General features: G+C 60.2%; 32 protein-coding genes. 16 read left to right on the top strand and 16 right to left on the bottom strand.

Translation table 11 applies throughout. The features are described 5' to 3' along the window. The first annotated feature begins 99 nt into the window (after positions 1-99). The 3 genes from CKW13_RS10265 to CKW13_RS10255 all read left to right on the top strand — a co-directional run bounded on the left by CKW13_RS10265 (position 100) and on the right by CKW13_RS10255 (position 3776). On the top strand, positions 100-957 hold the full coding sequence (locus CKW13_RS10265; protein WP_095108478.1) for a LysR substrate-binding domain-containing protein: 858 nt from the start codon (positions 100-102) through the stop codon (positions 955-957). Positions 958-1045: 88 nt separating this feature from the next. After that, positions 1046-3037 carry a U32 family peptidase gene (locus CKW13_RS10260; RefSeq protein WP_095108477.1) on the top strand — a complete coding sequence of 664 codons (1992 nt, stop codon included), beginning with the start codon at positions 1046-1048 and terminating at the stop codon, positions 3035-3037. Between the two features lie 334 nt (positions 3038-3371). Then, positions 3372-3776, top strand: a complete 405-nt coding sequence (locus CKW13_RS10255; RefSeq protein WP_095108476.1) for a hypothetical protein — start codon at positions 3372-3374, stop codon at positions 3774-3776. A 39-nt stretch (positions 3777-3815) separates the two neighbouring features. On the opposite strand, the gene CKW13_RS10250 is transcribed toward CKW13_RS10255, so the two are convergent. Then, positions 3816-4064: a hypothetical protein gene (locus tag CKW13_RS10250; protein WP_095108475.1), complete on the bottom strand. Its 249-nt coding sequence runs from the start codon at positions 4062-4064 to the stop codon at positions 3816-3818. 255 nt (positions 4065-4319) lie between these two features. Between CKW13_RS10250 and CKW13_RS10245 the strand changes: the two genes are divergently transcribed. Continuing rightward, the gene (locus CKW13_RS10245; RefSeq protein ID WP_095108474.1) at positions 4320-4670 is read left to right on the top strand and encodes a hypothetical protein; all 351 of its coding nucleotides are present in this window, start codon (positions 4320-4322) and stop codon (positions 4668-4670) included. Positions 4671-4673: 3 nt separating this feature from the next. Here CKW13_RS10245 and CKW13_RS10240 read toward each other — a convergent pair whose 3' ends face one another. The 9 genes from CKW13_RS10240 to CKW13_RS10200 form a co-directional block, all read right to left on the bottom strand. Beyond that, complete coding sequence (locus tag CKW13_RS10240) at positions 4674-4904, bottom strand: hypothetical protein (RefSeq protein ID WP_095108473.1); 231 nt, start codon at positions 4902-4904, stop codon at positions 4674-4676. A gap of 131 nt (positions 4905-5035) precedes the next feature. Further along, complete coding sequence (locus tag CKW13_RS10235) at positions 5036-5251, bottom strand: hypothetical protein (RefSeq protein WP_095108472.1); 216 nt, start codon at positions 5249-5251, stop codon at positions 5036-5038. A 67-nt stretch (positions 5252-5318) separates the two neighbouring features. Further along, positions 5319-6962 (bottom strand): ABC-F family ATP-binding cassette domain-containing protein, encoded by a 1644-nt coding sequence (locus CKW13_RS10230; protein ID WP_095108471.1) that lies wholly within the window; start codon positions 6960-6962, stop codon positions 5319-5321. A 161-nt stretch (positions 6963-7123) separates the two neighbouring features. Further along, positions 7124-8212, bottom strand: coding sequence for a molybdenum ABC transporter ATP-binding protein (modC, locus tag CKW13_RS10225; RefSeq protein WP_095108470.1), 1089 nt, complete (start codon positions 8210-8212; stop codon positions 7124-7126). Between the two features lie 3 nt (positions 8213-8215). Then, positions 8216-8896: a molybdate ABC transporter permease subunit gene (modB, locus tag CKW13_RS10220; protein WP_095108469.1), complete on the bottom strand. Its 681-nt coding sequence runs from the start codon at positions 8894-8896 to the stop codon at positions 8216-8218. Beyond that, the gene (gene modA, locus CKW13_RS10215) at positions 8897-9664 is read right to left on the bottom strand and encodes a molybdate ABC transporter substrate-binding protein (RefSeq protein ID WP_095108468.1); all 768 of its coding nucleotides are present in this window, start codon (positions 9662-9664) and stop codon (positions 8897-8899) included. 153 nt (positions 9665-9817) lie between these two features. Beyond that, positions 9818-10882, bottom strand: a complete 1065-nt coding sequence (locus CKW13_RS10210; protein WP_095108467.1) for a nitronate monooxygenase family protein — start codon at positions 10880-10882, stop codon at positions 9818-9820. 88 nt (positions 10883-10970) lie between these two features. Beyond that, positions 10971-11141, bottom strand: coding sequence for a hypothetical protein (locus CKW13_RS24440; RefSeq protein WP_095108466.1), 171 nt, complete (start codon positions 11139-11141; stop codon positions 10971-10973). Between the two features lie 20 nt (positions 11142-11161). Continuing rightward, entirely contained in the window at positions 11162-11464 is a 303-nt protein-coding gene (locus CKW13_RS10200) for a DUF1883 domain-containing protein (protein WP_095108465.1), read from the bottom strand. Here CKW13_RS10200 and CKW13_RS24210 point away from each other — a divergent pair. The 3 genes from CKW13_RS24210 to CKW13_RS10190 all read left to right on the top strand — a co-directional run bounded on the left by CKW13_RS24210 (position 11463) and on the right by CKW13_RS10190 (position 12315). Continuing rightward, positions 11463-11645 carry a hypothetical protein gene (locus tag CKW13_RS24210; protein ID WP_141233968.1) on the top strand — a complete coding sequence of 61 codons (183 nt, stop codon included), beginning with the start codon at positions 11463-11465 and terminating at the stop codon, positions 11643-11645. The two genes, CKW13_RS10200 and CKW13_RS24210, sit on opposite strands and share 2 nt — an antisense overlap. Beyond that, positions 11642-11992 (top strand): hypothetical protein, encoded by a 351-nt coding sequence (locus CKW13_RS10195; RefSeq protein ID WP_095108464.1) that lies wholly within the window; start codon positions 11642-11644, stop codon positions 11990-11992. Before CKW13_RS24210 ends, CKW13_RS10195 begins: the two co-directional genes overlap by 4 nt. A 92-nt stretch (positions 11993-12084) precedes the next feature. Then, the gene (locus tag CKW13_RS10190; protein WP_095108463.1) at positions 12085-12315 is read left to right on the top strand and encodes a hypothetical protein; all 231 of its coding nucleotides are present in this window, start codon (positions 12085-12087) and stop codon (positions 12313-12315) included. Positions 12316-12330: 15 nt separating this feature from the next. Here the strand turns inward: CKW13_RS10190 and CKW13_RS10185 are convergent, their stop codons facing one another. Both CKW13_RS10185 and CKW13_RS10180 read right to left on the bottom strand, forming a co-directional pair. Then, positions 12331-12615 carry a hypothetical protein gene (locus CKW13_RS10185; protein ID WP_095108462.1) on the bottom strand — a complete coding sequence of 95 codons (285 nt, stop codon included), beginning with the start codon at positions 12613-12615 and terminating at the stop codon, positions 12331-12333. Positions 12616-12746: 131 nt separating this feature from the next. After that, on the bottom strand, positions 12747-12938 hold the full coding sequence (locus CKW13_RS10180; RefSeq protein WP_095108461.1) for a hypothetical protein: 192 nt from the start codon (positions 12936-12938) through the stop codon (positions 12747-12749). 225 nt (positions 12939-13163) lie between these two features. Here CKW13_RS10180 and galU point away from each other — a divergent pair, with 225 nt between their 5' ends. Together galU and gorA are read left to right on the top strand one after the other, a co-directional pair. Further along, complete coding sequence (gene galU / locus CKW13_RS10175; protein WP_095108460.1) at positions 13164-14003, top strand: UTP--glucose-1-phosphate uridylyltransferase GalU; 840 nt, start codon at positions 13164-13166, stop codon at positions 14001-14003. 129 nt (positions 14004-14132) lie between these two features. Continuing rightward, positions 14133-15491: a glutathione-disulfide reductase gene (gorA, locus tag CKW13_RS10170; protein ID WP_095108459.1), complete on the top strand. Its 1359-nt coding sequence runs from the start codon at positions 14133-14135 to the stop codon at positions 15489-15491. Here the strand turns inward: gorA and CKW13_RS10165 are convergent. Next, positions 15488-16486: a DNA-binding protein gene (locus CKW13_RS10165; RefSeq protein WP_095108458.1), complete on the bottom strand. Its 999-nt coding sequence runs from the start codon at positions 16484-16486 to the stop codon at positions 15488-15490. The two genes, gorA and CKW13_RS10165, sit on opposite strands and share 4 nt — an antisense overlap. A 178-nt stretch (positions 16487-16664) precedes the next feature. On the opposite strand from CKW13_RS10165, the gene CKW13_RS10160 reads away from it, so the two are divergent. The 3 genes from CKW13_RS10160 (at position 16665) to ahpF (ending at position 19990) form a co-directional block, all read left to right on the top strand. Continuing rightward, positions 16665-17603, top strand: a complete 939-nt coding sequence (locus CKW13_RS10160; protein ID WP_095108457.1) for a site-specific integrase — start codon at positions 16665-16667, stop codon at positions 17601-17603. A 137-nt stretch (positions 17604-17740) separates the two neighbouring features. Continuing rightward, complete coding sequence (ahpC, locus tag CKW13_RS10155; protein ID WP_020294651.1) at positions 17741-18304, top strand: alkyl hydroperoxide reductase subunit C; 564 nt, start codon at positions 17741-17743, stop codon at positions 18302-18304. A 123-nt stretch (positions 18305-18427) separates the two neighbouring features. Continuing rightward, positions 18428-19990: an alkyl hydroperoxide reductase subunit F gene (gene ahpF, locus CKW13_RS10150; protein ID WP_095108456.1), complete on the top strand. Its 1563-nt coding sequence runs from the start codon at positions 18428-18430 to the stop codon at positions 19988-19990. A gap of 72 nt (positions 19991-20062) precedes the next feature. On the opposite strand, the gene gloA is transcribed toward ahpF, so the two are convergent. After that, entirely contained in the window at positions 20063-20584 is a 522-nt protein-coding gene (gene gloA, locus CKW13_RS10145; protein ID WP_095108455.1) for a lactoylglutathione lyase, read from the bottom strand. A gap of 157 nt (positions 20585-20741) precedes the next feature. Between gloA and CKW13_RS10140 the strand changes: the two genes are divergently transcribed. Then, positions 20742-21272, top strand: a complete 531-nt coding sequence (locus CKW13_RS10140; protein ID WP_095108454.1) for a DUF4946 domain-containing protein — start codon at positions 20742-20744, stop codon at positions 21270-21272. 218 nt (positions 21273-21490) lie between these two features. On the opposite strand, the gene CKW13_RS10135 is transcribed toward CKW13_RS10140, so the two are convergent. Both CKW13_RS10135 and CKW13_RS10130 read right to left on the bottom strand, forming a co-directional pair. Further along, complete coding sequence (locus CKW13_RS10135) at positions 21491-21853, bottom strand: histone-like nucleoid-structuring protein, MvaT/MvaU family (protein ID WP_095108453.1); 363 nt, start codon at positions 21851-21853, stop codon at positions 21491-21493. A gap of 203 nt (positions 21854-22056) precedes the next feature. Next, a complete protein-coding gene (locus CKW13_RS10130; RefSeq protein WP_095108452.1) occupies positions 22057-23598 on the bottom strand; it encodes an EAL domain-containing protein in 1542 nt (513 codons plus the stop codon). Positions 23599-23988: 390 nt separating this feature from the next. Here CKW13_RS10130 and CKW13_RS10125 point away from each other — a divergent pair, with 390 nt between their 5' ends. From CKW13_RS10125 to CKW13_RS10115, 3 genes are all read left to right on the top strand, one after another. Beyond that, the gene (locus CKW13_RS10125; RefSeq protein WP_095108451.1) at positions 23989-24675 is read left to right on the top strand and encodes a response regulator transcription factor; all 687 of its coding nucleotides are present in this window, start codon (positions 23989-23991) and stop codon (positions 24673-24675) included. 187 nt (positions 24676-24862) lie between these two features. Further along, positions 24863-25504: a fimbrial protein gene (locus tag CKW13_RS10120; protein ID WP_176465090.1), complete on the top strand. Its 642-nt coding sequence runs from the start codon at positions 24863-24865 to the stop codon at positions 25502-25504. Between the two features lie 99 nt (positions 25505-25603). Continuing rightward, positions 25604-26389, top strand: a complete 786-nt coding sequence (locus CKW13_RS10115) for a molecular chaperone (RefSeq protein WP_095108449.1) — start codon at positions 25604-25606, stop codon at positions 26387-26389. Positions 26390-26421 lie beyond the last annotated feature (32 nt).

The following is a 26421-nucleotide window of genomic DNA, read 5'->3' as shown; positions in this document are numbered from 1 at the left end:
GAGGTTGTGGGCAGTGACCACAGGCTAGGAGTGTCACGTGACAGTCATAGGATCAATTCAATATGGGTTTGCTGGGTTAACTATTGATGGAGTCTATGGATGTCGAACGCCAAGCTGCGTGCCTTCCTCGCTGTGGCGCGTCACGGCAGTTTCAGTGCCGGGGCGCGTGCCCTGGGCCTGAGCCAGCCGACGCTGACCACTCAGGTGCAACACCTGGAGCACCAGCACGGCGTGGAGTTGTTCCACCGTCGTGGGCGGCGTATCGAGTTGTCTGATGTGGGGCGCCAGTTGCTACCCATTGCCCAGGCCCTGGAAGCGCTGGACCTGGAGGCCCAGCACCTGCTGCGCGACTCGGGGCGCCTGGACAGTGGCCAGCTCAAGTTGGGGGCCGTGGGGCCGTTCCATGTGATCGAGATGGTCGATGGCTACCGCCAGCGCTACCCGCGTATCGAGGTGTCGATCCGGGTGGGTAACTCGGCCCAGGTGTTGGCGGATCTCAAAAACTACGCCACCGACATCGCGGTGCTGGCCGGCCGCCATGATGATCCGGCGCTGAGTTCGGTGCTCTACGCGCGCCACGCTGTGGTGCTGTTTGTCCATCACGAACACCCTCTGGCCCGGCGCGGCCAGGTGTCGTTGCAGGAACTGGAAGGCCAGCCCCTGCTGCAACGCGAGGGCGGTTCAACCACCCGTGCGGTGATGGAGCAGGCCTTGGCCGCTGCCGGGGTGGTGCCGCGGGTGGCTATGGAAATCGGCAGCCGTGAGGCCCTGCGTGAAGCGGTGGTGCGAGGCATGGGCCTGGGCACGGTGTCGGAGGCGGAGTTTATCGCCGACCCGCGCATCCGCATGGTCCGCCTCGAGGGCGACCCGGTGTACACCGAGACTTACCTCTATTGCCTGGCCGAGCGTCGTGCCAGTCGCCTGACGTCGTCGTTTTTCGAGGCCGTCCAAGGTTGATTGTGTTGCCCTATGGGTAGACCGTGCCGCCCTGGCGTTTCGCCGCTACAATGCGCGCCTCGACCGTGACAAGCCTGACTAAAAAAATATGTCCCTGCCCAAACATCATCTGGAACTGCTCAGCCCCGCCCGTGACGTGGCGATCGCCCGCGAAGCCATCCTCCATGGCGCCGACGCGGTGTACCTTGGGGGCCCCAGTTTTGGCGCCCGCCACAACGCCTGCAACGAGGTGAGCGATATCGCTGCCCTGGTGGAGTTCGCCCGGCGCTACCACGCCCGGGTGTTCACCACCCTCAACACCATCCTGCATGACAACGAATTGGAACCAGCGCGCAAGCTGATCCACCAGTTGTACGACGCGGGGGTGGATGCGTTGATCGTTCAGGACCTGGGGGTGATGGAGCTGGATATCCCGCCCATCGAGCTGCATGCCAGCACCCAGACCGACATCCGCACCCTGGAGCGGGCGAAGTTCCTCGATCAGGCCGGCTTCTCCCAATTGGTGCTGGCCCGCGAGCTCAATTTGCAAGAGATCCGCGCCATCGCCGAAGAGACTGACGCGGCGATCGAGTTCTTCATCCACGGCGCGCTGTGCGTGGCGTTTTCCGGGCAGTGCAATATTTCCCACGCACAGAATGGCCGCAGCGCCAACCGTGGCGACTGCTCCCAGGCCTGCCGCTTGCCCTACACCCTCAAGGACGACCAGGGCCGGGTGGTGGCGTTTGAAAAGCACCTGTTGTCGATGAAAGACAACAACCAGAGCGCCAACCTGCGCGAGTTGGTGGAGGCTGGCGTGCGCTCGTTCAAGATCGAGGGGCGCTACAAGGACATGGGCTATGTGAAAAACATCACCGCCTACTACCGCCAACGCCTGGACGGCATTCTCGAAGACCGCCCGGACCTGGCGCGGGCGTCCAGCGGCCGCACCGTACACTTTTTCCTGCCGGACCCGGAAAAGACCTTCCACCGTGGCAGCACCGATTACTTCGTCAGCGAGCGCAAGATCGACATTGGCGCCTTCGATTCGCCCACGTTCACAGGGCTGCCGGTGGGTGTGGTGGAGAAGGTCGGCAAGCGTGATATGCAGGTGGTGACCTCTGAGCCGCTGTCCAACGGCGACGGCCTCAATGTGCTGGTCAAGCGTGAAGTCGTGGGTTTTCGCGCCAATATCGCCGAACCTAAAGGCGAGTTCGAGGAAGAAGGCCAGAAGCGCTATCGCTACCGCGTCGAGCCCAACGAAATGCCCGAGGGCCTGCACCGCTTGCGGCCCAGCCACCCGCTTAACCGCAACCTGGACCACAACTGGCAGCAGGCCTTGCTCAAGACCTCCGCCGAGCGCCGCATCGGTATAGCCTGGAGTGCCCGTTTACGCGAGGACAGCCTGCAACTGATTGCCACCAGCGAGGAGGGCATCAGCGCCAGCGCCGCCCTGCAAGGCCCCTTCGGCGTGGCCAACAAGCCGGAACAGGCCCTGGAGCAACTCCATGACCTGCTGGGCCAACTGGGCACCACCGAATACCACGCCACCGCCATCCGCCTCGACGCGCCACAGGCGTTCTTCATCCCCAACTCCCAGCTCAAGGCCTTGCGCCGCGAAGCGATCGAGGCCCTGAGTGCCGCACGCGTCCAGGCCCACCCGCGCGGTGGCCGCAAGGCCGAGAGCACGCCGGCGCCGGTGTACCCGGAATCGCACCTGTCGTTCCTGGCCAACGTCTACAACCACAAGGCCCGTGAGTTCTACCACCGCCACGGGGTCAAGTTGATCGACGCGGCGTTCGAGGCCCATGAGGAAACCGGCGAAGTGCCGGTGATGATTACCAAACACTGCCTGCGTTTCTCCTTCAACCTGTGCCCTAAACAGGCCAAGGGTGTCACCGGGGTGCGCACCAAAGTGGCGCCGATGCAGTTGGTGCACGGCGATGAAGTGCTGACCCTGAAGTTCGACTGCAAACCCTGCGAAATGCACGTGATGGGCAAGATCAAGGGCCACATCCTCGACCTGCCACTGCCGGGCAGCGGCGTGCAGCAAGTGGTGGGCCACTTCAATCCGGATGACGTGATCTTCCGCTCGCCGCACTGAACCTCACGCTGACGGCGGTACACAGAGGTTGTCTGTACCGCCGTCATCGCGGGCAAGGCCCGCTCCCACAAGTGAATTGTGGTGTGGGCTGGATTTTCATTTTCCTCTGGGGGAGCGAGCCTGCTCGCGATGGCGGCACTGAGTTGCGGTGACGAATGGTAGAGGTAAGCCAGTTGCTCCCACAGGGGTTTATTGGCAAGTAGGCAACTAAGCCTTTGTTGTCGGTCGCGCTCTCTTTAGTACTGTTTTTTAGTTGTCCCCGGGTCAAAGCCCTGAATATCTGCAACTATTCAGGGGCTGGCCAGCGCACACAATAAAAACAAGGAGAGAGCAGATGTTGGGATATTGGTCGCACTACAGTAAGGAATATATAACGATACTTATGGTGCTCACGACGTGCTTCTTCGCACTGCCGATTTTTATCGCGCCGCTGCGCTGGGCGCGGCTGATGCGCTGGGTGGTGCCTGAGGAAAAACACCTGGCCATCTACTTTGGCCGCTGCCTGGGGGCGTTCATTCTGGTGGTGGAGGCCACGATGTTGCGTTCGGCTACGACCGGCACCCATTTCAGTTATGCCTTTGATGTGTTGTTTGTGGTGTTTACTTTAATGGCACTGGTACATATCTATGGTGCGCTGCGTAAGATCCAGCCTATTACAGAAACTATCGAGATCGGTTTCTGGTTACTGTTGTTAGTGTTGAATACGTTGTTTTATCCCATGAACACTCTTGTGCTGTAGCGCCGTGCAGGCGCCAGGCTGGCCTGGCGCCTGCGGGCCTTATTGCTCCAGGCCCTCCACCGAACGGTGAATGACGCGGGCCTTGACCTCATAGGCGTAGCCCGTCAATTGCGCTTCGTGCTGTTGCAGGATCTGCCGCAGCCGCGCCAGGGCCTGGGCATCGGCGCTGTTGCCCGCCAGGTCCAGGCGCTGGGCGATCTGCGACAGTTCGACGGCTGACCAGCGCAAGTCCGAGGCGACTTCGTGCAGGTCGCGCCGCAGGTTCTGTTCCGGGGTATTGAGTCGCATGGTGATCTCCTCCAGGTTTGCTGTGGGCCCGGCCTCATCCTCTTGGGCAAGGTTGGCCAACCCTGCCGGCCGGGCGCGCTCTAAAACCTTAGCCCCTGGGGCGGCGCGGGTAGGGCCGTTGGTCTGCTAGTTGGCGGGCACCTATGCCCAGTTGTGGCAGCAAGCCTGCTCGCGTTAGCCATCAACCCGCCGCCCACGATGCGAGCACGGCGTGCGGGTGCTACAGTCACGCCCTTTTCTTCGGGGAGGTGGCACATGCGGTTAGTGATGGGAGCGTTGGCCCTGGTGATGTTGGCTGGGTGCGCGGCGCCGGCGATGAACGAGGCCCGTAGCAAAAAGCCTTACAAAACCCTGGCATCGAGCAAAGAGGCACAGGTGGTTGCGCAATGCGTGCAATTTGCCTGGCAGGACGAAGCGGTGTTCGGCGTGGACGCCAGCGGTTTCCTCGAGCCCGGCCAGGCCGGGGGCTACACGGTGTATACGGTGGCCGCCAAGTATTTTGTCGATGTGCACGGCGAAGCGGGCGCCACCCGCGTCAATTACTACGCGGGCACCGATGATTGGCCGGCCAAGCGCCGGCTGGCGGCCCTGGCCACTTGCCTCTAGGTTTCACCGAAAGCGGGGCAGGCGCGGTTCCTGAGGCTTGAGGGACGTGAGCGCGCGGGTCACCTGCGGTGTTTCGCGCTCGATTTCGCGCAGCCGGTCGCGCACGCGCAGTGCAGTGGGATGGCCGCCCTGGCGGTCAACCCAGTCGGCGATTTCCTTGCAAGCGGCCGCCAGGCGCAACTGACGTTGCTCCAGCAGGGTCAATACCGTGGTGATGGACTCTTTCTCGGACATGTGCAGCACCTCCATCCAATGTGTCGCGCGGCGGATTGGGCGCAAGGCCCGGATTTGCGGGCCTGCGTCGATGGGGCTGTTCCTTCAGCTGCGTTGAGTATAGACGGGCAAAAGGCCAGCGTTCACCACGCCTAGCGGGGCACGACGTGCTGGCTGGCGAGGTTCAAGCGCAAGCATTCCTTCTTTGCATCGGCCAGTTCGTCATAGCCGTCGCCGATGAAGCCCTGGGTGCGGGTATCGAGCACCCGGTACCAGTCCTGCGGCACCGCGTTTTGATCCGCTTCGCCCGCGCGACGGCCGCGGATGCGGAACTTGTTGCAGCGCTTGACGATGAAAATGTCTTCCATGGCGACACCTCTCTACTTCTGGCCCCCCTCACTATAGAAGCGGGCCGCGAAGCTGCAATGATCGGCGTCAGCCCCCGTGATCGGCCGCACGCAAATGCCAGCCACTGGTTTGCCATGTCAAGTGGTGGGTGGGCGCGAGGGCGGCGATGAAATCCTCATCGTGGGACACCACCACCATCGCCGCCGGGCAGGTTGCCAAAGCTTGCTCGATGGCCTCCAGCGACTCCAGGTCCAGGTGATTGGTCGGTTCGTCCAGCAGCAGTAATTGCGCCGGCGTGCGCCGCCAAAGGGCTAGCGCCAGCGCTGCCTTGAGGCGTTCACCGCCGCTCAGGTGCGCGCAGGGTTGCACCACGCGGGCGGCGTCGAGTTGCAACAGCGCCAGGCGCGTGCGCAACTCGCCTTCGTCAAGCGTGGTCTGGGGGCCGAGCTGCTCGAGGACCGAACGTTGGTCGTCCAGCAGGGTCAGCGCTTGGTCGAGATAGGCGTGAGGCACGTGGGTGGTGCAGCGGCCGCCAATGGGCGCCAGGACACCGGCCAGCATCTTCAACAAGGTGGATTTGCCACAGCCATTGGGGCCGTTGACGGCGATGCGCACCGGGCCGTGGACCGTGCAGGTGAGGCGGCTGCCGGGCTCGTTGGGCGCCAGCCAGGGCAATTGGGCGTCCACCAGGGTGAAGACCTGCCGCGCTGCTGGCACGGCGCTACCAGGCAGGGTGAACAGAGTGCTGGGGCGTTCGATGACCTGGCTGTAGGCCTGACGTACCTGGGCGTCGAGGTCGCTTTGGCGGGCCTGATGAGCGTGGCGCACATGGCCCATGATGTCCTTGGCCGCGCCTTTCATCCCGGCCCGCTCCGGGCGCGAGATATTGGCGGTGTCGGCGTTTTTACGCGAGGCGGCGGCGCGGCGCTGGATGGTGTCGTGCTCCCGTTGCTGACGCTTGCGCTCGCGGCTGCGTTCGTCGCGGGCGTGTTCCAGGGCCGCTTGGGCGGCAGTGTGTTGGGCCTCGCGTTGGGCCTGGAACAGCGCATAGTCACCGCCATAGTTGCGCAGGCCACGGGGCGTGAGCTCGACAATCCGCTGCACTTGGCGCAGCAGTTGGCGGTCATGGCTGATAACCAGCAAGCCGCCGCGCCACTGCGCCATCATCTGCAACAGCCAGGCCCGGCCAGCGCGGTCGAGGTGGTTGCTGGGCTCATCGAGGATCAATAGCGCGGTGTTGCCAAGGAATGCGCCGAGCAGGCCGATCCGCGCCAATTGCCCGCCACTGAGGCCATCGGCGTGCTGCTCGGGGCTGATCTGTTCCAGACCGGCCGCGTCCAGGCCCGCACGCACCCGTTGCGCCAGGTCCCAACGGTCGTCGACCCGTTCCAGGTCTTCAGGATTCGCTTGGCCTGCGGCCATGCGTGCCAACGCGTGCAGCACATCGGCAACACCCATCAGTTGCGCCACGCTCTGGTCCTGCGCCTGGGCGGGGAGTTGCGGCACATAGGCCACCGCTGCGAAGCGGCTGATGGCGCCGCCAGAGGGCGTCAACTGCCCGGCGATCAAGCGTGCGAGCAGGCTTTTGCCCACGCCATTGCGCCCGACCAGGGCGGTGGGGCGAGAGTCGAGGGTCAGGGACAGGTCATCGAACAGGGTCTGGCCATGGGCGAACTGGAAACAGACCCGATGCAGGGAAACGAGGGTGGGCAGCCGCGTGACGTCAGTCATCAGCACCTCCATAAAATGCGCAAAAGGCCAACAAGCGCCTGGGGCGGCTTGTTGCGAATACATTTTGGAAGGCTTAGAAGTTCACGTCGGCGTTCATCCAGCGGGCGGGAAAAGGGGGCCAGCCTAACCTGGCTGGCAATAGGCCTGCAAGCGTCGGGGGCTTAAGCCAGCACCGCTACCGCCTTGATCTGCGCCCACAGCGCTTGCCCCGGGTGCAACTGCAACTGATCGCGGGAATAGCGGGTGATCCGCGCCAGTAACGCGGTGCCGGCGGCGTCCAGGCGTACCAGCACATGGGCGCTGTTGTCAGCAGGGGTCTCTTCGACCACCGTGACCGGCAGGCGATTGAGGATGCTGCTCTGCCCACTGTCCTGCAGGCTCAGGCTGACGTCTCGGGCCTGGATTTTGACCCGCAGGGTGCGGCCATTGGCCACTGGGCCGTGGGTGACGCGGATGCTCGACACGCTGCCGGGAAGCTGCAGGGTCAGCAGTTGGTAAGCCGGGTCGTAGGTGTGTACCTGGCCTTCGATAATGACCCCGGCGTCATCGCCCAGGGCCAAGGGCAAGTCCAGGCGCGCCAGGGTCTGGGCGATAGGGCCGCTGGCCAGGGCCTTGCCCTGTTCCAGCAGGACGATATGGTCGGCCAGGCGCGCCACTTCGTCCTGGGAATGGCTGACGTATAGGATCGGGATGTCCAACTCGTCGTGCAGGCGTTCCAGGTACGGCAGGATTTCGCTTTTACGCTGGCTGTCCAGGGCCGCGAGGGGCTCGTCCATCAGCAAAATCCGCGGGCTGGTGAGCAAGGCGCGGGCGATGCCCACGCGCTGGCGTTCACCGCCGGACAAATGCTGCGGGTGGCGCTCCAGTAGGTGGCCGATGCCCAGCAACTGAGTGGCCTGGGCCATGTCCACCCGGCGCTGGGCGCGGGGAATGCGGCGCAGGCCGAACGCCAGGTTGGCCCGCACCGACAGGTGGGTGAACAGGCTCGCTTCCTGGAACACATAGCCCAGGGCCCGTTTGTGCGGCGGCACGAAACGCTGGTTGGCGCTGTCCTGCCAGATTTCATCGTTGACCTGGACAAAGCCTTGCTGGGCTTTTTCCAGGCCGGCGATGCAGCGCAGGCAGGTGGTTTTGCCGGACCCGGAGTGGCCGTACAGCGCGGTGATGCCGCGCCCGGGCAATTGCAGGTCGACATCCAGGGAAAAATCGGGGTAGCTCACCTTCAGGCGGGCGTGAATCAGGGTGGTCATCGCTCAGCTCCAGCCGGCTTTGGTCTGGCGGCTTGAGTAGAGCGCCAGCAGGATCAGGAACGAGAACACCAGCATCGCGCCGGCCAGCCAGTGGGCTTGGGCATACTCCATGGCCTCGACGTGGTCGTAGATTTGCACCGAGACCACGCGGGTTTTTTCCGGGATATTGCCGCCGATCATCAGCACCACGCCGAATTCGCCCACGGTGTGGGCAAACCCGAGGATGGCAGCGGTGATGAACCCGGGGCGAGCCAGGGGCAGGGTTACGCTGAAAAAAGTGTCCCAGGGGTTGGCGCGCAGAGTCGCTGCCACTTCCAGCGGCCGGGTACCGATGGCCGAGAAGGCGTTTTGCAGCGGCTGCACGACAAACGGCATGGAGTACACCACCGAGCCGATCACCAACCCGGTGAAACTGAACGTCAGGGTGCCCAGGCCCAAGGACTGGGTGAATTGGCCGAGAACGCCGTTGGGCCCCAGCGTCAGCAGCAGGTAGAAGCCGATCACGGTCGGCGGCAGCACCAGGGGCAGGGCGACAATCGCACCGATGGGGCCGCGCAGCCAGGAACGGGTGCGCGACAGCCACAGGGCAATCGGAGTGCCGATTATCAGCAGGATCACCGTGGTCAGCGACGCCAGTTTCAGGGTCAACCAGATGGCGGCAATGTCAGCACTCGAGAGCGGCATTTAGAGCTGGTAGCCGTAGGACTTGATGACGGTGGCGGCTTTCGGGCCTTTGAGGTAGTCGACCAGGGCCTGGGCGGCGGGGTTGTCCTTGCCTTTGTTGAGGATCACCGCGTCCTGTTTGATCGGCTCGTGCATGGCTGCCGGCACGATCCACGCCGAACCGCTGGTGACTTTGCCATCCTTGTAGATCTGCGACAGCGCCACGAAACCCAGCTCAGCGTTGCCGGTGGAGACGAATTGGTAGGCCTGGGTGATGCTCTGGCCTTCGACGAGCTTGGCCTTGAGCTGCTCCGTCAGGTTCAACTTGGCCAGCACCTGGGTAGCGGCAAGGCCGTAGGGCGCAGCCTTGGGGTTGGCGATGGACAGGTGTTTGAACTGGTTTTTTTGCAGCACCTTGCCCTCGCCGTCGACATAGCCGTCCTTGGCCGACCACAGGGCCAATGTGCCGATGGCGTAGGTGAAGCGCGAGCCCTTGACCGTGTCGCCCTCGCTTTCGAGTTTTTGCGGTGTGGTGTCATCGGCGCTGAGGAACACCTCGAACGGCGCACCGTTTTTGATCTGGGCGTAGAACTGGCCGGTGGCGCCGTAGGCAATCACCAGTTTGTGTCCGGTGTCTTTTTCAAAATCTGCCGCAATCGCCTGCACCGGGGCGGTGAAGTTGGCCGCGACTGCCACTTGCACTTCGTCGGCCTGGGCCGGGCCAAAGGCGCAGAGGGCCAGCAGCGAAGCCAGGCATGTGGGGGCAAAACCAGAGACGCGAATAGTCATGTACAGCTCCGTGGCGAGGGTAGGCGGGCAGCGATTTATTAGAGGTAGGCCGCACCGGACTGGGGGATTAACGCTATGTAGTCGAATATATAGCGAATGGCCGCTAAACGGAACCGCATGGATTGCCGCACCCGTGGGCGCGGCGGTGGGTTTTCAGCGCCGTATCAGCAGCGCTAGGGCTTCGGCGGCCAGGCGCCGGGTCAACTCGGCGCTCGATTGCTCCACACCCAGGCGCAAGGCCTGGCCGGACCAGAGGTTGCCGAATTCGCCTTCGCGTTCGGCCCGCAGTGGCATCAGTGCGCCGCCAGCGAGGGGGAAGGCCGGCGCCTTGGGGTTCATCGGCCCCAATTCACGCATGACGCGGTTGACAATGCCCCGGGCCGGGCGCCCGGTGAACAGGTTGGTCAGCGCGGTCGCACTCTCGGGGGCGCTGCGCAGGGCATGGCGGTGGCTCGCATTGACCTTGGCTTCGGGGGTGAACAGGTAGGCGGTGCCCACTTGCACCGCCGAGGCGCCCAGCATGAACGCCGCCGCGATGCCCCGGCCATCGGCGATCCCGCCCGCAGCGATCACGGGCACACTCACGGCGTCGACGATTTGCGGCACCAGCGCCAGGGTGCCGACCTGGGTGTTGAGATCGTCGCTCAAGAACATCCCGCGATGCCCGCCCGCCTCGTAGCCCATGGCGATGATCGCGTCACAGCCCTGCTGCTCCAGCCAGGTGGCCTCGGCGACGGTGGTGGCCGAGGACAGCACCTTGGCGCCGGTGGCCTTGACCCGCTCCAGCAGGGATTTTTCCGGCAGGCCGAAGTGGAAACTGACGACGGCCGGGCGGAATTCTTCCACCACCTCGCACGCCGCATTATCGAAAGGCGCACGGTTGGACACAGGCGTCGGGGCGTCAGGGTCCAGGCCCAGTTCCCGGTAGTAGGGCGCCAGCAGTTGTTTCCATTGCGCTGCGCGCTGAGGGTCGGCGGGGGCGTTCTGATGGCAGAAGAAGTTCAGGTTCAGCGGTTTGGCGTGCTGCTGGCCCAGGCTGGTCAGTTCTTGGCGCAATTGCTCGACGCTCAACATCGCCGCCGGCAGCGAGCCCAAGGCCCCCGCCTGGCCGGCCGCAATAACCATCGCCTGGGTGGTTGCGCCCGCCATGGGCGCCTGGATGATCGGCAGGTCAATGCCGAGCAGGTCGAGAATGCGGGTGTCCGGCCACTGGCTCATATCGGGGGAGGGCTCCGAGGTCAAATTGAAGAGGACGACGGAGCGTTTGTAGCAGGAGTGGCTGGCATAAAGCCAGCGATGTGGCGGGTTACAGCGCTTTGCTGACGCTGATATCGCTGAGCACATCGTCACCGTCGCCGTGAATGGCCTTGAGCGCTGCCTCGGCTTCTTCCTGGCTGCCGGTGGCCAGTTGGGCGAACTCGAAGCGCCGCTCGCCATTGAGTTTGTACTTGATGACGTACTTGGTGGTCTGGGCCATGGTCGTTCCTCTGGTTCGGTTTAGCGCAGTTTCGAGCTGGAGCGGCGCACGATGCGGATCGAATGGGTCAGGGTGGGCTTGCGCGTCACGCTGATGGCGCGGTTGGTCACGGTGTCGATGGTGATGTTCCAGAAACCGGTGCTCGGTGCGGTGATCTTGGCCGGGAACTGGTCGAAGGCGCCACCGTGGTAGGTGTGGCGGCCGCCGTTCTTGAAGCTGCGGAAGTTGGCGTCGTTCATCAGGCGGATATTGCAGGTCTGGGAGCACTCGATGATGACGATATCGTCTTCGTTGAGGTGCTCGCGCTGGTGGATAAATTTCATGGGCGCCTCCAGAAGGGCTCTTTTTGCAGTCAAAACAATGGCCCGCAGTTTATCAGCACAGACGGCGGATTATCTGGCCAGCAGCAGTGGCCTGAAGAAAATAAGCGCCGGTTGCGAAGGTTTATGCGGAGAAAAGCAGGCTTTACGCTGTCCGAGCGTCTTTATCGGAGGTTTTGTATGAAGCGGCTTGTGTGGATTCTGGCCTTGGCCATGGGCGGTTGCGCGACGGTGTCGGATATCCGCCAGGCGCCACCGACCCTGGCGGTGATTTCAGGGAAGGAGCCCAAAGCCTACGGCCAATGCGTGGTCGACCGCCTGGCAGATAGCCGCGGGGCCATGCAAATGGAGCCGTACAAGGGCGGCATCCGGATTATCGTGGCGCAGAAACTGTCCATGGGGCCGGCAGCCATCCTGGAAATCGACGACCGCTCTGGCGGTAGCAGCATCAAGCTCTACGAGCGCATGTCCAACATGCCGCTACGCCCGCAGGATGTGCGCGAGGCCGCTACAGCCTGTATTTCTGGCTGACGGTGAACGCTGGCATCCGATAAACTGTGGCAAATTTGCATCAATGCCGCCCAAGGCCTGCTTTGGGCGGCATTGTTTTTGGAGCAGCCAACATGAAACGTGAACACGTCACGCAACGGCATGCCGAGGGTCATATCTCGGCGACCCATGTGATTCAAAATCCGGCGAACTCCGGGGAATGGATCGTATTCTTCAAGAAAAGCGCTGGGCGCAGTTTTTTCCTGGTGGACGACAACGATGAGGTCGAGTCCTTCGCTCGCCTCGACGACTTGATCGAAGTGGTGCGCGGGTTGGGGATCAAGTTCGCGGAAATCCATATGTAGAAGGCCCAGGGCCTTTTACTTGCAAACGACCACCACGCTACGGCCCTTGAAGTTGCCCACGTCCACGCCCAGGGTCTTGTCGCTTTCCGGCACCGATGGGGTGCCGTCGGTGCCGATGATGTTGTAGCCGGTCCCGGCGCAAGACGCATCGGCCTTCTCATAGCAGGTGGCCCAGGAATTGGCTTCGCCTGAGCAATCAATCGTCAGCCCCTGCTGGCCGTTGTTCAGGTAGGTTTTTTCGGCCGTGGCGCAACCGCTCAATGCGACCGCGAAGGCGCAGATAAACAGGGCTTTTTTCATGTGTCGATTCATCCGGATGCTGAAGTCGCCGCGGGCGCGGCAAATACCTTTGCGCAGGCTATAGCCAAAGGCCATTTACGTACAGGCAAATACGCCGGGGCGTTGCGGGGAGCAAGGCCCTGGCGCGGGCATCAGGACTGTGGGTTCTTGCGTTTGCGGGTGAACGCAGTGGGCTGGTCTTGCAGCACGCTGGCCACTTCGATGGCCAGTTCCTGGGTGGGGAAGGGGCCGGCTATGTTTTCGCCGCCAACGCTGTCTACCCACCATTGGCCGTCTTTGGCCTGGTTGATCTGGTAACCGTTAACACTTTTTGTTGCCGACATCTAATCTGTCTCGTTGGTTGAATCAGGGGCGCAATGATAGCCCCAAATTCGCGCTCATGGCATTTCGTCGCAGGTGTGCGGCCCTTTATAGCGGTACGGCAGGAACTTACGGGCGGATTATTTCTCTATGTTGACATCGGTTCGCCATCGCAGGCCATTGTAAGCTCTACCGCGCCTGATTAGACTGCGCCAAAATTCGTCCATACAGCCCTTTCAAGGACTCATATGATTAAGAAATGCTTGTTCCCAGCAGCCGGCTACGGCACTCGCTTCTTGCCAGCGACCAAAGCCATGCCCAAGGAAATGCTGCCGGTGGTCAACAAGCCACTGATCCAGTATGGCGTCGAAGAAGCGCTGGATGCCGGCCTGACCGAGATCTCCATCGTCACCGGTCGCGGCAAGCGGGCGCTGGAAGACCATTTCGATATCAGCTATGAGCTGGAAAACCAGATCAAGGGCACGGATAAAGAGAAGTACCTGGTCGGCATCCGCAAACTGCTGGACGAGTGTTCTTTTTCCTACACCCGCCAAACCGAAATGAAAGGCCTTGGCCACGCGATTCTGACCGGCCGCCCACTGATTGGCGACGAGCCTTTCGCCGTGGTACTGGCGGACGACCTGTGCGTCAACCTGGAAGGCGACGGCGTGCTGACCCAGATGGTCAAACTGTACAAACAGTACCGTTGCACCATCGTGGCGATCCAGGAAGTCGATCCGCAGGAAACCCACAAGTACGGCGTGATCGCCGGCGACCTGATCGGTGATGACCTGTACCGCGTACGCAACATGGTCGAGAAACCAAAACCCGAAGATGCGCCGTCGAACCTGGCGATCATCGGCCGTTACATCCTGACCCCGGACATCTTCAAGCTGATCGAAGAAACCGAGCCGGGCAAGGGCGGTGAAATCCAGATCACCGATGCCCTGATGAAGCAGGCGCAGGACGGTTGCGTCATTGCCTACAAGTTCAAAGGCACGCGCTTTGACTGCGGCGGCGCAGAAGGCTACATCGAAGCGACCAACTTCTGCTTCGAACACTTCTACAAGACTGGCAAGGCCTACTGATACGTTCAGGCTGTGCTGTCAGGAAAAGCCACCTTCGGGTGGCTTTTTCATTTTTGATCACCAGGCCCCTTACGGCGCTGGCCGAAAAAAACACAGCGGGTATGCTGCTTGCCTGCCGAGGAGAATGAAATGGCCTACGATTTTGACCTTTATGTGATTGGCGCCGGTTCCGGTGGTGTTCGGGCTGCGCGCTTTGCGGCCGGTTTTGGCGCGAAGGTGGCAGTGGCCGAAAGCCGCTACCTGGGCGGCACCTGCGTTAACGTGGGCTGCGTGCCGAAAAAACTGCTGGTGTACGGGGCGCACTTTGCCGAGGACTTTGAGCAGGCGAGCGGGTTTGGCTGGTCGTTGGGCGAAGCGAAGTTCGACTGGGCGACCCTGATCGCTAACAAAGACCGGGAAATCAACCGGTTGAACGGCATCTACCGCAATCTGCTGGTCAATAGCGGCGTGACTCTGCATGAAAGCCACGCCAAGGTGCTGGGGCCACACGAAGTGGAGGTCGACGGCCAGCGCTTCACTGCCGAGCACATCCTGATCGCCACCGGTGGCTGGCCGCAGATTCCGGATATTCCGGGCCGTGAACACGCCATCAGTTCCAATGAAGCCTTCTTCCTTAAAGCGCTGCCCAAGCGGGTGCTGGTGGTGGGCGGTGGGTATATTGCGGTGGAATTCGCTGGCATTTTCCATGGCCTGGGCGCGCAGACCACGCTGGTGTATCGCGGCGATTTGTTCCTGCGAGGCTTTGATGGCGCGGTGCGTCAGCACTTGCAGGAAGAGTTGGTCAAGCGCGGGATGGATCTGCAGTTCAATGCCGACATCGAGCGCATTGAGAAGCAGGCCGATGGCAGCCTGAATGTCACCCTCAAGGATGGCCGCCAGTTGGCCGCCGATTGCGTGTTCTACGCCACCGGTAGGCGGCCGATGCTCGACAACCTGGGCCTGGAAAACACCGGGGTCACGTTGGATAAGCGTGGCTTCATCGAGGTCGATGACCTGTACCAGAGCGCCGAGCCGTCGATCCTGGCCATTGGCGATGTGATCGGCCGCGTGCAACTGACGCCGGTGGCGCTGGCCGAGGGCATGGCGGTGGCGCGGCGGTTGTTCAAGCCTGAGCAGTACCGCCCGGTGGATTACAAGATGATCCCGACGGCAGTGTTCAGCTTGCCCACCATCGGCACTGTCGGCTTGAGCGAAGAGCAGGCCCGGGAAGAGGGCCATACGGTGCAGGTGTTCGAGAGCCGCTTCCGCCCGATGAAACTGACCCTCACCGACTGCCAGGAGCGCACCTTGATGAAGCTGGTGGTGGACGCCAAGACCGATAAGGTTCTGGGTTGCCACATGGTCGGCCCGGACGCTGGGGAGATCATTCAGGGCCTGGCCATCGCGGTAAGGGCGGGCGCGACCAAGCGTGATTTCGACGAAACCATTGGCGTACATCCTACAGCCGCTGAAGAATTCGTCACCATGCGTACACCTGTCGAGCGTTAGCTATCGCTTTGCGTCGCCGCCTCTAGCGCGGCGGCTTGCAAAGCCTGTAGCTGGGCCTCGGTGTTGGCCAGGCGCAGTTGCAATTGCTGCCCGGCCTGCTGATGTTCCGCGCTGCTGCGCTGCAGGGTCTCGCACTCCAGGCTCGCCACCCGCAGGCGTTCCTGGAGGAGGGTGCGCTCGCTGTCGCTGTGACGGGAATGCGCCATGTGTTGTTCATGCTGCTGGCGAATCTCGCTCAGTTGCTCCCGGGTCAGGCTCAGTTCCCGCAGCGTGGCGCGGTTTTCCGTGAGTAAACGTTCGTTATCGCGGTGCAACTGGGTGATTTCATCCTGGCGCACCATGGCGCTTTGCTGCGCCTGACGCACCTCCATTTGCAGTTGCTGCAACTGCCCCTCATGCCGACGCTGTTCCTGTTCGCGCTGTTCCTTGATTGCACTGCGGTAATGCTCCAGTGCATCGCGGGCGTGCAGGTGTTTTTCCTCCAATGAGCTGATCTGCGCTTGCTTGTCCTTTAGGCGCACCTGTGCGTCGCTCAACGCCTGGCTGAGGCCGGCGTTGCGGGTTTGCTCGCTTTGCAGCATCGAGTGGGTTTCCCGCAAGCGGGCGCTTTCCTCGCTCAGTGCCACGCCTTGGACGTTCAGTTGCTGCTGCAAGCGAGCCTGTTCGGCCGTTGCCTGGGTGAGGGTTTGTTGCAGGCTGGCGCGCTGTGCTTCAAACGCCGTTGCGGCCTCGGCAAGCGGCGCTTGGGCCTGCTCCTCCAGGCGCTGGGCCAGACGCGCGACCAGTTCTGTCAGTTCTTCATTCAGAGAGGCCGTTGCACCGGTGGGCTTCGGATCGCTGCCCTCCAGCTCTTTTAAATAGCGGTGGATGGTGGTTTTGGAGCCGGTATTGCCCATCTCGATACGTACCGCGTCGATGCTCGGGTGCTCACCCCGGGCCAGCAGGGCCAGGCGTGCCGTTTGCACCACCGCTTTGTTTATACCGCCGCGCGCCATGTCATCTCCTACGATTTCGTACTGTGGTATGTACCCTGTAATTACATACCATATCATAACCCAACAATATTGATATCAAGGCAATAACTGGCATGGGATATACTGGTATTACCCCGTGCCAGAGTCTTTTTCGCGAGATTTGGTCCCTTTATGCCGTACACCCGCCCGGGATTTGCCCATGAGTGATCTGGATCGCTATTTACAAGCGGCCACCCGCGACAACACGCGCCGTAGCTATCGGGCGGCCATCGAGCACTTCGAGGTGACCTGGGGCGGCTTCCTGCCCGCCACCAGCGACAGTGTGGCGCGCTATCTGGTGGCACACGCTGGCGTGCTGTCGATAAACACCCTCAAGCTGCGGCTTTCGGCGCTGGCGCAATGGCACAACAGCCAAGGGTTCGCCGACCCGACCAAGGCCCCAGTGGTACGCAAGGTGTTCAAGGGCATCCGCGCGCTGCATCCGGCCCGGGAAAAACAGGCCGAACCCTTGCAGTTGCAACACCTGGAGCACGTCATCGCTTACCTGGCGTTGGAGGCCGAGCAAGCATTGGCTGGGCACGATCAGCCCCGTCTACTGCGTGCCCGGCGCGATACGGCGCTGATTCTGCTGGGTTTCTGGCGTGGCTTTCGCAGTGATGAGCTATGCCGCTTGGAGGTCGAGCAGGTGCAAGCTGTCGCCGGCGCAGGCATCACCCTCTACTTGCCCCGCAGCAAAAGTGACCGGGAGTACCAGGGCAAAACCTATCAAACCCCGGCTTTGGCGCGATTGTGCCCGGTGCAGGCCTATATCGAATGGATCAACGCCGCGGCGTTGGTGCGCGGGCCGGTGTTTCGCAGCATTGACCGCTGGGGCAACCTGGGGGACGAGCCGTTGCACGCCAACAGTGTGATCCCGCTGCTGCGCCAGGCGTTGTCGCGCGCCGGGATTGCTGCCGAGCACTACACCAGCCATTCCTTGCGCCGCGGCTTTGCCACGTGGGCACACCGCAGTGGCTGGGATTTGAAGTCGCTGATGAGCTATGTGGGCTGGAAGGACATGAAGTCCGCGATGCGCTACATAGAAGCCAGCCCCTTTGTGGGCATGACGCAACTGAGCGAGCGCAGCGTGGGCGACTGACTCAAGGTTTCTTCTATTAATAAGCTGCGCTGATAGTCAAAACCAATCGGTAGCATCAGCTTTGGCAATGAGCCAGTACGCCGATGAATGGCTAAGATTCTCCCCATCAACTTTTCAACCCTGACGGAGAATCAACGATGCCTATCATCAACAGCCAAGTTAAACCGTTCAAAGCCACCGCATTCAAAAACGGCGCATTCGTCGAAGTGTCCGACGCCGACCTGAAAGGCAAGTGGTCTGTGGTGTTCTTCTACCCGGCTGACTTCACCTTCGTTTGCCCAACCGAGTTGGAAGACCTGGCCGACAACTACGCCGAATTCCAGAAACTGGGCGTCGAAATCTACAGCGTCTCCACCGACACCCACTTCGCCCACGCGGCCTGGCACAACACTTCGCCAGCCATTGGCAAGATCCAGTACACCATGATCGGCGACCCGACCCTGACCATCTCGCGCAACTTCGATGTGCTGATCGAAGAAGCAGGCCTGGCAGACCGCGGCACCTTCGTCATCAACCCTGAAGGCCAGATCAAAATCGTTGAAATCAACGATGGCGGCGTCGGTCGCGATGCTTCCGAGCTGCTGCGCAAAATCAAGGCCGCTCAGTATGTGGCCGCGCACCCGGGCGAAGTCTGCCCAGCCAAGTGGAAAGAAGGCGAGGCCACTTTGGCGCCGTCTCTGGACCTGGTCGGCAAGATCTGACACTGCGTTCAGGTCGAGGGCGATGAGCACTTGAGCATGTAAACCGCATCGCCCCACAAAACGCCTGGGCGAATCTGCCCGGGCGTTGTTTTTTCTACCGAACCAAACATGGAGATCGCCCGTATGTTGGACGCCAATCTTAAAGCTCAATTGAAGTCGTACCTGGAGCGGGTCACACAGCCGATCGAGATCGTTGCCTCACTCGACGACGGTGCGAAATCCCAGGAAATGCTCGCGCTGCTCAAAGACGTCGCCAGTCTTTGCAGCCTCATCACATTGCTCGACAACGGCACCGATGCGCGCAAGCCCTCGTTCTCGTTGAACCGCCCGGGTGCCGATATCAGCCTGCGTTTCGCCGGCATCCCCATGGGCCACGAATTCACCTCCCTGGTATTGGCCCTGCTGCAAGTCGGCGGCCATCCATCGAAGGCCAGCGCCGAAGTGATCGAGCAAATCCGCTCGCTCAAAGGCGAACTGAACTTCGAGACCTATTTTTCATTGTCTTGCCAGAACTGCCCGGACGTCGTCCAGGCCCTGAACCTGATGGCGGTACTCAACCCCAACGTGCGCCATGTCGCCATCGACGGCGCACTGTTCCAGGCTGAAGTGGACGAGCGCCAGATCATGGCGGTGCCCAGCATCTACCTCAACGGCGTGAACTTTGGCCAGGGCCGCATGGGCCTGGAAGAAATCCTCGCCAAAGTCGACACCAGTGCCATCGAGAAACAGGCGCAGAAAATCAGCGCCAAAGATGCTTTTGATGTGCTGGTGGTGGGTGGCGGCCCGGCCGGCGCGGCGGCGGCGATCTACGCAGCGCGCAAAGGCATCCGCACGGGCGTTGCGGCGGAACGCTTTGGTGGCCAGGTGCTCGACACCATGGCGATCGAGAACTTTATTTCGGTGCAAGAAACTGAAGGGCCGAAACTGGCCATGGCGTTGGAAGAACACGTCAAGCAATACGATGTGGACATCATGAACCTGCAACGGGCCAATGCCTTGGTGCCTGGGCAGCACGGCGTGCTGCACGAAGTGCGTTTTGCCAGTGGCGCGAGTCTCAAGGCCAAGACGGTGATCCTGGCCACCGGCGCCCGCTGGCGCGAAATGAATGTGCCCGGCGAGCAGGAATACCGCAACAAGGGTGTGGCTTACTGCCCGCATTGCGATGGCCCGCTGTTCAAAGGCAAGCGCGTCGCGGTGATTGGTGGCGGCAACTCGGGTGTCGAGGCCGCCATCGACTTGGCCGGCATCGTCGCCCACGTCACCCTGTTGGAGTTCGACGTGCAATTGCGCGCCGATGCGGTTCTGCAACGCAAGCTGCACAGCCTGACGAACGTGACGGTGATTACCCATGCGCAAACCACTGAAGTCACCGGCGATGGGCAGAAGGTCAACGGTTTGCGCTACAAGGATCGCCAGAGCGACGAAATACGCAGCGTTGAATTGGAGGGGATTTTCGTGCAGATCGGTTTGTTGCCCAACACTGATTGGCTCAAAGGCACCGTCGAGTTGTCGCCCCGTGGCGAGATCATCGTCGATGCCCGCGGCGAAACCTCGATTCCGGGCGTGTTTGCCGCAGGCGACGTGACCACCGTGCCGTACAAGCAGATCGTGATCGCGGTGGGCGAGGGCGCCAAGGCTTCCCTCAGTGCGTTCGACCACCTCATCCGGACGTCGGCACCGGCCTGATTGCCCGATTGCAGGGCCCGTAAACGACAAACCCCAGGAGCGATCCTGGGGTTTTTTTTGTATGCGCGGCGTTTACAAGGCCGCAGGCTGGATGATTTCCACCCAATAGGCGTCAGGGTCTTTGATAAAGGCCAGGCTTTTCATGCGCCCGTCGTTGAGGCGTTTCTGGAAGTCGCAGCCCAAGGCTTCAAAGCGCTCGCACGCGGCGCGGATGTCCGGCACCGAAATGCAGATATGGCCAAAGCCGCGTGGGTCGGTGTTGCCGTTGTGGTAGCTGAAGGTGGGGTCGTTCTCGGTGCCGTGGTTGTGGGTCAACTCGAGAATGCCGGGGATGGATTTCATCCACTCGGTACGGGCCCCAGAGTCGGCGGGGATGCTGTTTTTATCGACGAGCGCGAGGAAGTACAGGCTGAACTCGGCTTCAGGGAAGTCGCGTTTTTCCACCAGCGAAAAGCCGAGGATGCGGGTGTAGAAGTCCAGGGATTTGGTGATGTCCTTGACGCGCAACATGGTGTGGTTAAACACGAATTGGGCGGTGGCGGCGTCAGGTTGGGCGGTCACGCCCGGGAAGGTGTTCAGTTCGTGCAGGCTCATGAGCCCTCCGGAAAATAGAGAAGTGGGCAAACGGCGTGGCTTGCGGTCAACCGCTGGCATGATACGCAACGGCTGGTGCCAAGGCCAACGGGCTATTGCCTCGCTGCCCGCGTGGGCCCAGACTTTACCGCTTCGCCCGTGAGCCTTGAGTACCTTGATGATCCCCCGCGTGCTGCGCGCTTTACTCTGTGCCCTGGCCCTGCCGGCCACCGCTAATGCCTTGGCTGCCGCCCCGGTCGTCAACTGGCCTGCTGGCTGGCAACCCGAGGAGGTGACGGTGGATGCCCACGCGGCAGCTTCCTCTCTATCCCGGCAACGTGCGGTCAAGTATGACGCCACGGGCACGCCGGTGATGGTGATGGAATTGACCATGACTGAGGTGGCCCCCGACCATGTAGTCAATGTGCAGGGGGTGTTATTGGAAATGCGCAAAAGGGTCCAAAAGGATTTTTCCGCAGGTGGATATCAAAGCGTTTGCAATCGAATACACCCATCCAAGTTGGCGCAGTTAACAGCATTCGAGACCACCTGCACAGTTACTCGCAACGGTGAACATGTGCTGTCGCAAACCTTAGTCACGGCCGTGGATGCCCGCCGGGCTTTTGTTTTTTCCTATGCTGGACAGGCTGCCGAGTTTTCCTTGAATCAGGCGCAGATACTCGCTACGCGCAATAGCTTGCAGCTCTAGTTTAAAAGTCGATGTTCAAAAGCGTGCCTTCGTGGCTAAAAACTAATCATAAGGCGCTATGTAAAAAGTTGTGCGACAGGTTGATCCGGTGAATTTCCGCGGATCTGCGATGGGTATACATGGGGGACTACGGCGCAGGCCTATTTGAACCGCCCCGCAACTTTCGGCATAACTAAAAAAGCCCTGCACAGGCAGGGCTTTTGATGAGCAGGTATCGCTTACCCACGTAGCCAGGAATCAACGGTCGTGGCGCCGTATTGCTCCTTCCAGGCCTTGAGGCCACGGTGGTTGCCACCCTTGGTCTCGATCAGTTCGCCGGTGTGTGGGTTCTGATAAACCTTGACCACACGGGCGCGGCGGGTTTTCGGCGTGACTGCCAGCGGGCTCGATTTGCTCGGGTGCGGATCAAGGATCGCGATAATATCGCGCAGGCTTTTACCGTAGGTTTTCATCAGGCCCTGGAGTTTTTCCTCGAACTCGATTTCTTTTTTGAGTCCGGCGTCATTCTTCAACGATTCCAGCTGCGCGAGCTGTTCTTGAAGGGCCTTTTCAGCGGCACGAAATTCAGCGAGTCTGGACAATATCTTTACTCCAATAATGTATTTGGCTGATACCAACCGAGAACCTGGCTCTAAGCCAAAATCTTGAAATGACCTGGTGTAAATGGCGTGCCTGCGATTTTGCGCAGACAGGAAAAATTGTAGTAGTTAAAGACGCCGGAGTAAATCACGGCGTGGCGCTTATCTACTTCGAGCGGTTTAGTACGCTTGTATGTACAGCCTGGTTAATGTTTGCTTAATGCAACAAGGAACTCATCGCCTGGCATCGGGCGGCCGAACAGATAGCCTTGCAGATAGTCCACGCCCTGGGCGGCCAGATACTCACTCTGGAGCACTGTCTCCACCCCCTCGGCGACAATCCCCAGGTCCAGCTTGGCCGAGAGTTCGATAATGCTGTCGAGTATGTGCCGGGAGAGGGCGTCAATACCGATCATTGCCACAAAACTCTGGTCGATTTTCAAGAAATCCACCTTGAACTGGCGCAAATAACCCAGGCTGGAATGCCCCGTGCCGAAGTCATCGATGGCGATCAGCACGCCCAAGCCGTGCAATTGTTCAAACAGTTGATGGGTGATCTCGGTGGGCTGAATCAGCTCGCGTTCAGTCAGTTCCAGTACCAGGGAAACCTTGCCCGGTGGGAAAGCCGCCAGAAACTCGCGGCAATCGTCCACCAATGCCAAATCCAGGCAGTGGCTGGCGGTGATGTTCACGCCCACATGGAAGCCATCGACCAGTTGCGCGGCATGGGGGGCGAGCACGGTGGAGGTTTGGCGCATCAGCGAGCGGGTCATCGGCACGATCAACCCGCAGTGTTCGGCGAACGGGATGAACATGTCGGGGCGCACCAGGCCTTGCTTGGGGTGCTGCCAGCGCATCAACACTTCAATCCCGGCCCACTGCAGGGTGTCGCCGCGCACCACTGGCTGGAAATATGGAATGAACTCGCCGGCCTCCAGCGCGCGGTGCAATTCATGCCCGGGCCAGGACGTGCGTTTTTGCAGCCAATGGCCGAGGACGGCGGACAATGCCCCGAAAAAAATCAGCAGGCTGAACAGTGCAGGGTAGCGGGCCTTCATGTAGCGCCAGACCTCACCTTGCGGCATGCCCGCGGCGACGCTGTAGGGATAACGCGAGGAACTGAGGTGACTCGGCGCCACCGGGTAAGAGGGCGGCGTGGAATCGAGCACCTTGCCCTGTGAAGACAACCAGTTTGGCCCAACTTGCAATAGCAAATCGCTGTAAGGACTGATGAGGCGCAGCGCATTGGTCAGGTGATAGCCATCGACCGTAGCCAGCGCCCCACGGCGGCCTTCGCTTTGGCGATAGACCAACAGTGCCGTGTCAGGGGTGACGGGATTGCCAGGCATTAGCAGCAACTGGCCCGCGACGTAATCCTCGGCCTTGAGTTCGGCCACGAAGCGGTCGCCAAAAAGCGAGCTGCAATAGTTGACGCTATCGAAAATCAGATTGGTAGAGCGCACGAACGGGCGCCGAGTCACTTGTTCACGCAACGCCAGTTGCCTGTCACGGTCGCATGCTTGTCCGGCCAACGGCAGTAGTGCGCGTGCGGCTTGTTCGGTGTTGTCGAGCATCAGGTCGAATTGACGTACCGCCTCCTGTGCGGTGCGGGCCGTGGAGTCCTCTAGGCTGCGCTGCGCCTGCAGATAAAGAATGGCGAAGCCCAGGGCGATGGGCACGGTGCCAATCAGCAGGGTGATGACCAAACGGGCTGATCGCGACCGGCGACCTTTGACAGTCAATGGCATTGGCAAAACCTGTGGGGAGCTTGAGGATCTTCGTTAAAGGGAAGAAGCCGCCAATGAAAGCGCTATCAGCAGATCAACGCATGATAGATGGCAACCGGGAAGTGCGCTTGTCTGAAAGGGCTTGGCGAGTGAATGCACCGTCAGGGGCGGGTCAGTAAATGGTCGCGAGGGCAACTTTTATGTTTCTCGTTATTTATGTTCACCGCAAATAAATAAATGGTCGGCGGGGGCAGGAATTGTATTGCGACAATAAATAAAACATTGTTTAAGTTGATTCATTTTGAGGTCTGTGTCTTTTTGCCGGCAGGGAGAGTAGGAGCCTGATATGCCTTGTATTTTTCAGGTGCGTGTCAGACATATTTTGAATAATCAGAAAAAGTTTCAGGTGATATGAGCGTGTCTACAGCTGCATTGTTAACCATTATCGTGCTGGATAAACAGGCCTTGATCCGAGAGGCGCTCGAGGCCAGATTGTCGCGGGAAAGCGATTTCCAAGTAGTGGGCGTTTATGCCTGTAGTGCGCAGCTAATAGAGGCCCTGCGCCGATCGGCCAGCGATGTGCTCATCGTGGACTATCAGTTGGGTGAGGAAGACCTTGACGGGGTGAGCCTTCTACAACTACTGCATAATCGCTACCCGCACCTGCGGATTCTCATATATTCCGCGCTGGAGATGCCATCAACGATAAAAATGGCTCTGCGGGCAGGCGCCAGCGGCTACTTTGGGAAGAGCCAAGCTACCGATCAGTTGATTCCAGCAGTGCGCGCAGTGGCCTCGGGGCGCCGTTATTTACCCCCGCCCTTATTGGCTGAACTCAACGCGTTCTCCGGCATGGCCATGTCCGGGTTAGATATGCCCAAGGCAAGAACCAAAAGCCCGATGGAGTGCCCGTTGCTGAGCCCGAAAGAAATAGAAGTTATCCGTTGCTGTTTACTCGGGATGTCGGTATCGCAAATTGCAACAAAATTTATGAAAAGCCGTAAAACCATTAGCGGACAAAAACAAGCAGCCTTCAGAAAACTAAGTATTCGTACGGATATAGAACTTTTCAAAATGCAGGCGAGCGGCGTGATATAACCACTCGGCTAACTGAGAATGATTATTGCGTCATATTCGCTAGTTGTATAGGCAACTGCGAGTGCATCAAAAAATATAAAGCGCAGTAGATTTTGGGACTTGTCTCGTATCTGCATGCTCCCCACTTGTGGGATATTTTTCGTGTTCTGGCGCAGGTCGTCGGAACGTCGATGGATTAATTGGCGTCTTGAAAGGCAGTAAGTCCCTACTGTTGGTAAAGGCCTCTTTTTATTGTTCTTCTCTCGTGAGTGAAATTTTCATCATGAAAAAAAATGTAATTGCTTTGGGTTTTCTGGCGGCCTCCAGTGTATTCGCAGGAGCTGCTCTCGCAGCCGACGGTACTATTAACATCACGGGCGAGATCAGGGGCATTACTTGCACCATCAGCGGCGGTACCGGCGGTGCGCCGGGTTCGGGTGCAAACTTCCCGGTGGTGCTCGATACCATCCAGAACACCGCGTTGTCGGCAGAAGGTGAATCCGCCGGTGCCAAGCCTTTCGCTATCTATGTCGGTGGTCAGCATTGCCCGGACGGCACCAACGTTGCCGTGCTGTATGAAATCGGCAGCCCGGCGATCAGCCCGACTACCGGTAACCTGCGTAACCGTGCCACGAGCAGCCCGGCAAGCAACGTAGAAGTGCAGATCATTGATAGAGCGCTGGCCAACGATGCAGTCATCGATCTGCGTAAAGGCCAGAGCACCACGGCGGCTCAGGTCACTTCCGGCCTGGCCACCCTGCCTTTCGCCGCACGCTATGTGGCAGTAGGTGGGGCGGCCAGCCCAGGCAAGGTGGAAACCAGTGTCCAGTATTCCGTGACCTTCCCCTGATAAGTTCTGAGTTCGTTCGGGCTCAGTAACCTGATTGATAGGCTTGGCGCCCAACTTTCGCGGTTGGGCGCTACTTCCTAATCTGTAGAGATCAATGCAATGTCGTATTTACTTAGCGAATCATTTCGCCAACTTGCGGTGGGTGTGGTTTGCCTGTCGACCGCAATAGCGTCTTGGCACGCGAGCGCCGGCGTGGTTATTGAAGGGTCCCGCCAGATTTATCCAGAGCTGCGCCGGGAAATAACGGTAAGGCTGACAAATGATGATCGTCAGCAATCTCGCCTGGTGCAAGTCTGGTTAAGTGGGGCCGAACAAGACGCCGATGCCGCTGATGCGCCTTTTAATATAACGCCCCCGGTATTTCGCCTGGATGCGGGGAAAAGCCAGGCATTGCGCGTGACTTATACAAAGGAGCCGTTGCCTGTCGATAAAGAGTCGGTATTCTGGCTCAATGTCCTGGAAGTTCCGCCAAAAGTTGACATTAAAAACCAAGAGTCCGATGAGGGCAGCAATCAGCTGACATTCGCCTTCCGCATTCGCACCAAGTTGTTTTTCCGCCCAAATTCCCTGCCGGGTAATTCAGAGCAGGCTCCCGCTCAGCTGCGTTGGACGCTGAGGCCAGGCAATAAAAATGGCACCCTGGAAGTATTCAATCCTTCGGCTTTCCACGTCACGTTCAATGAAGTGGCACTTACTGCGCCGGACGGCACACAAGTACCGTTGGCCTTGATCGCTGGCGATGCGATGGTTGCACCAGGCCAGGTAATGCGTTTTGCACAGGCCAATATTCCAAGTTTGTTTCCTCAGCAGATGCATGTTGAATTTAAATACATCAATGATTACGGCGGTTTTTCACTGCCACAGCGAGCCCCGCTGCACAGGTAGTGTTTGAAGGGTTAGGTCAGTGTGATAACTAC

The organism is Pseudomonas sp. Irchel 3E20 (assembly GCF_900187645.1).
GTDB lineage: Bacteria > Pseudomonadota > Gammaproteobacteria > Pseudomonadales > Pseudomonadaceae > Aquipseudomonas.
This window is presented reverse-complemented; position numbering and strand designations above follow the sequence as displayed.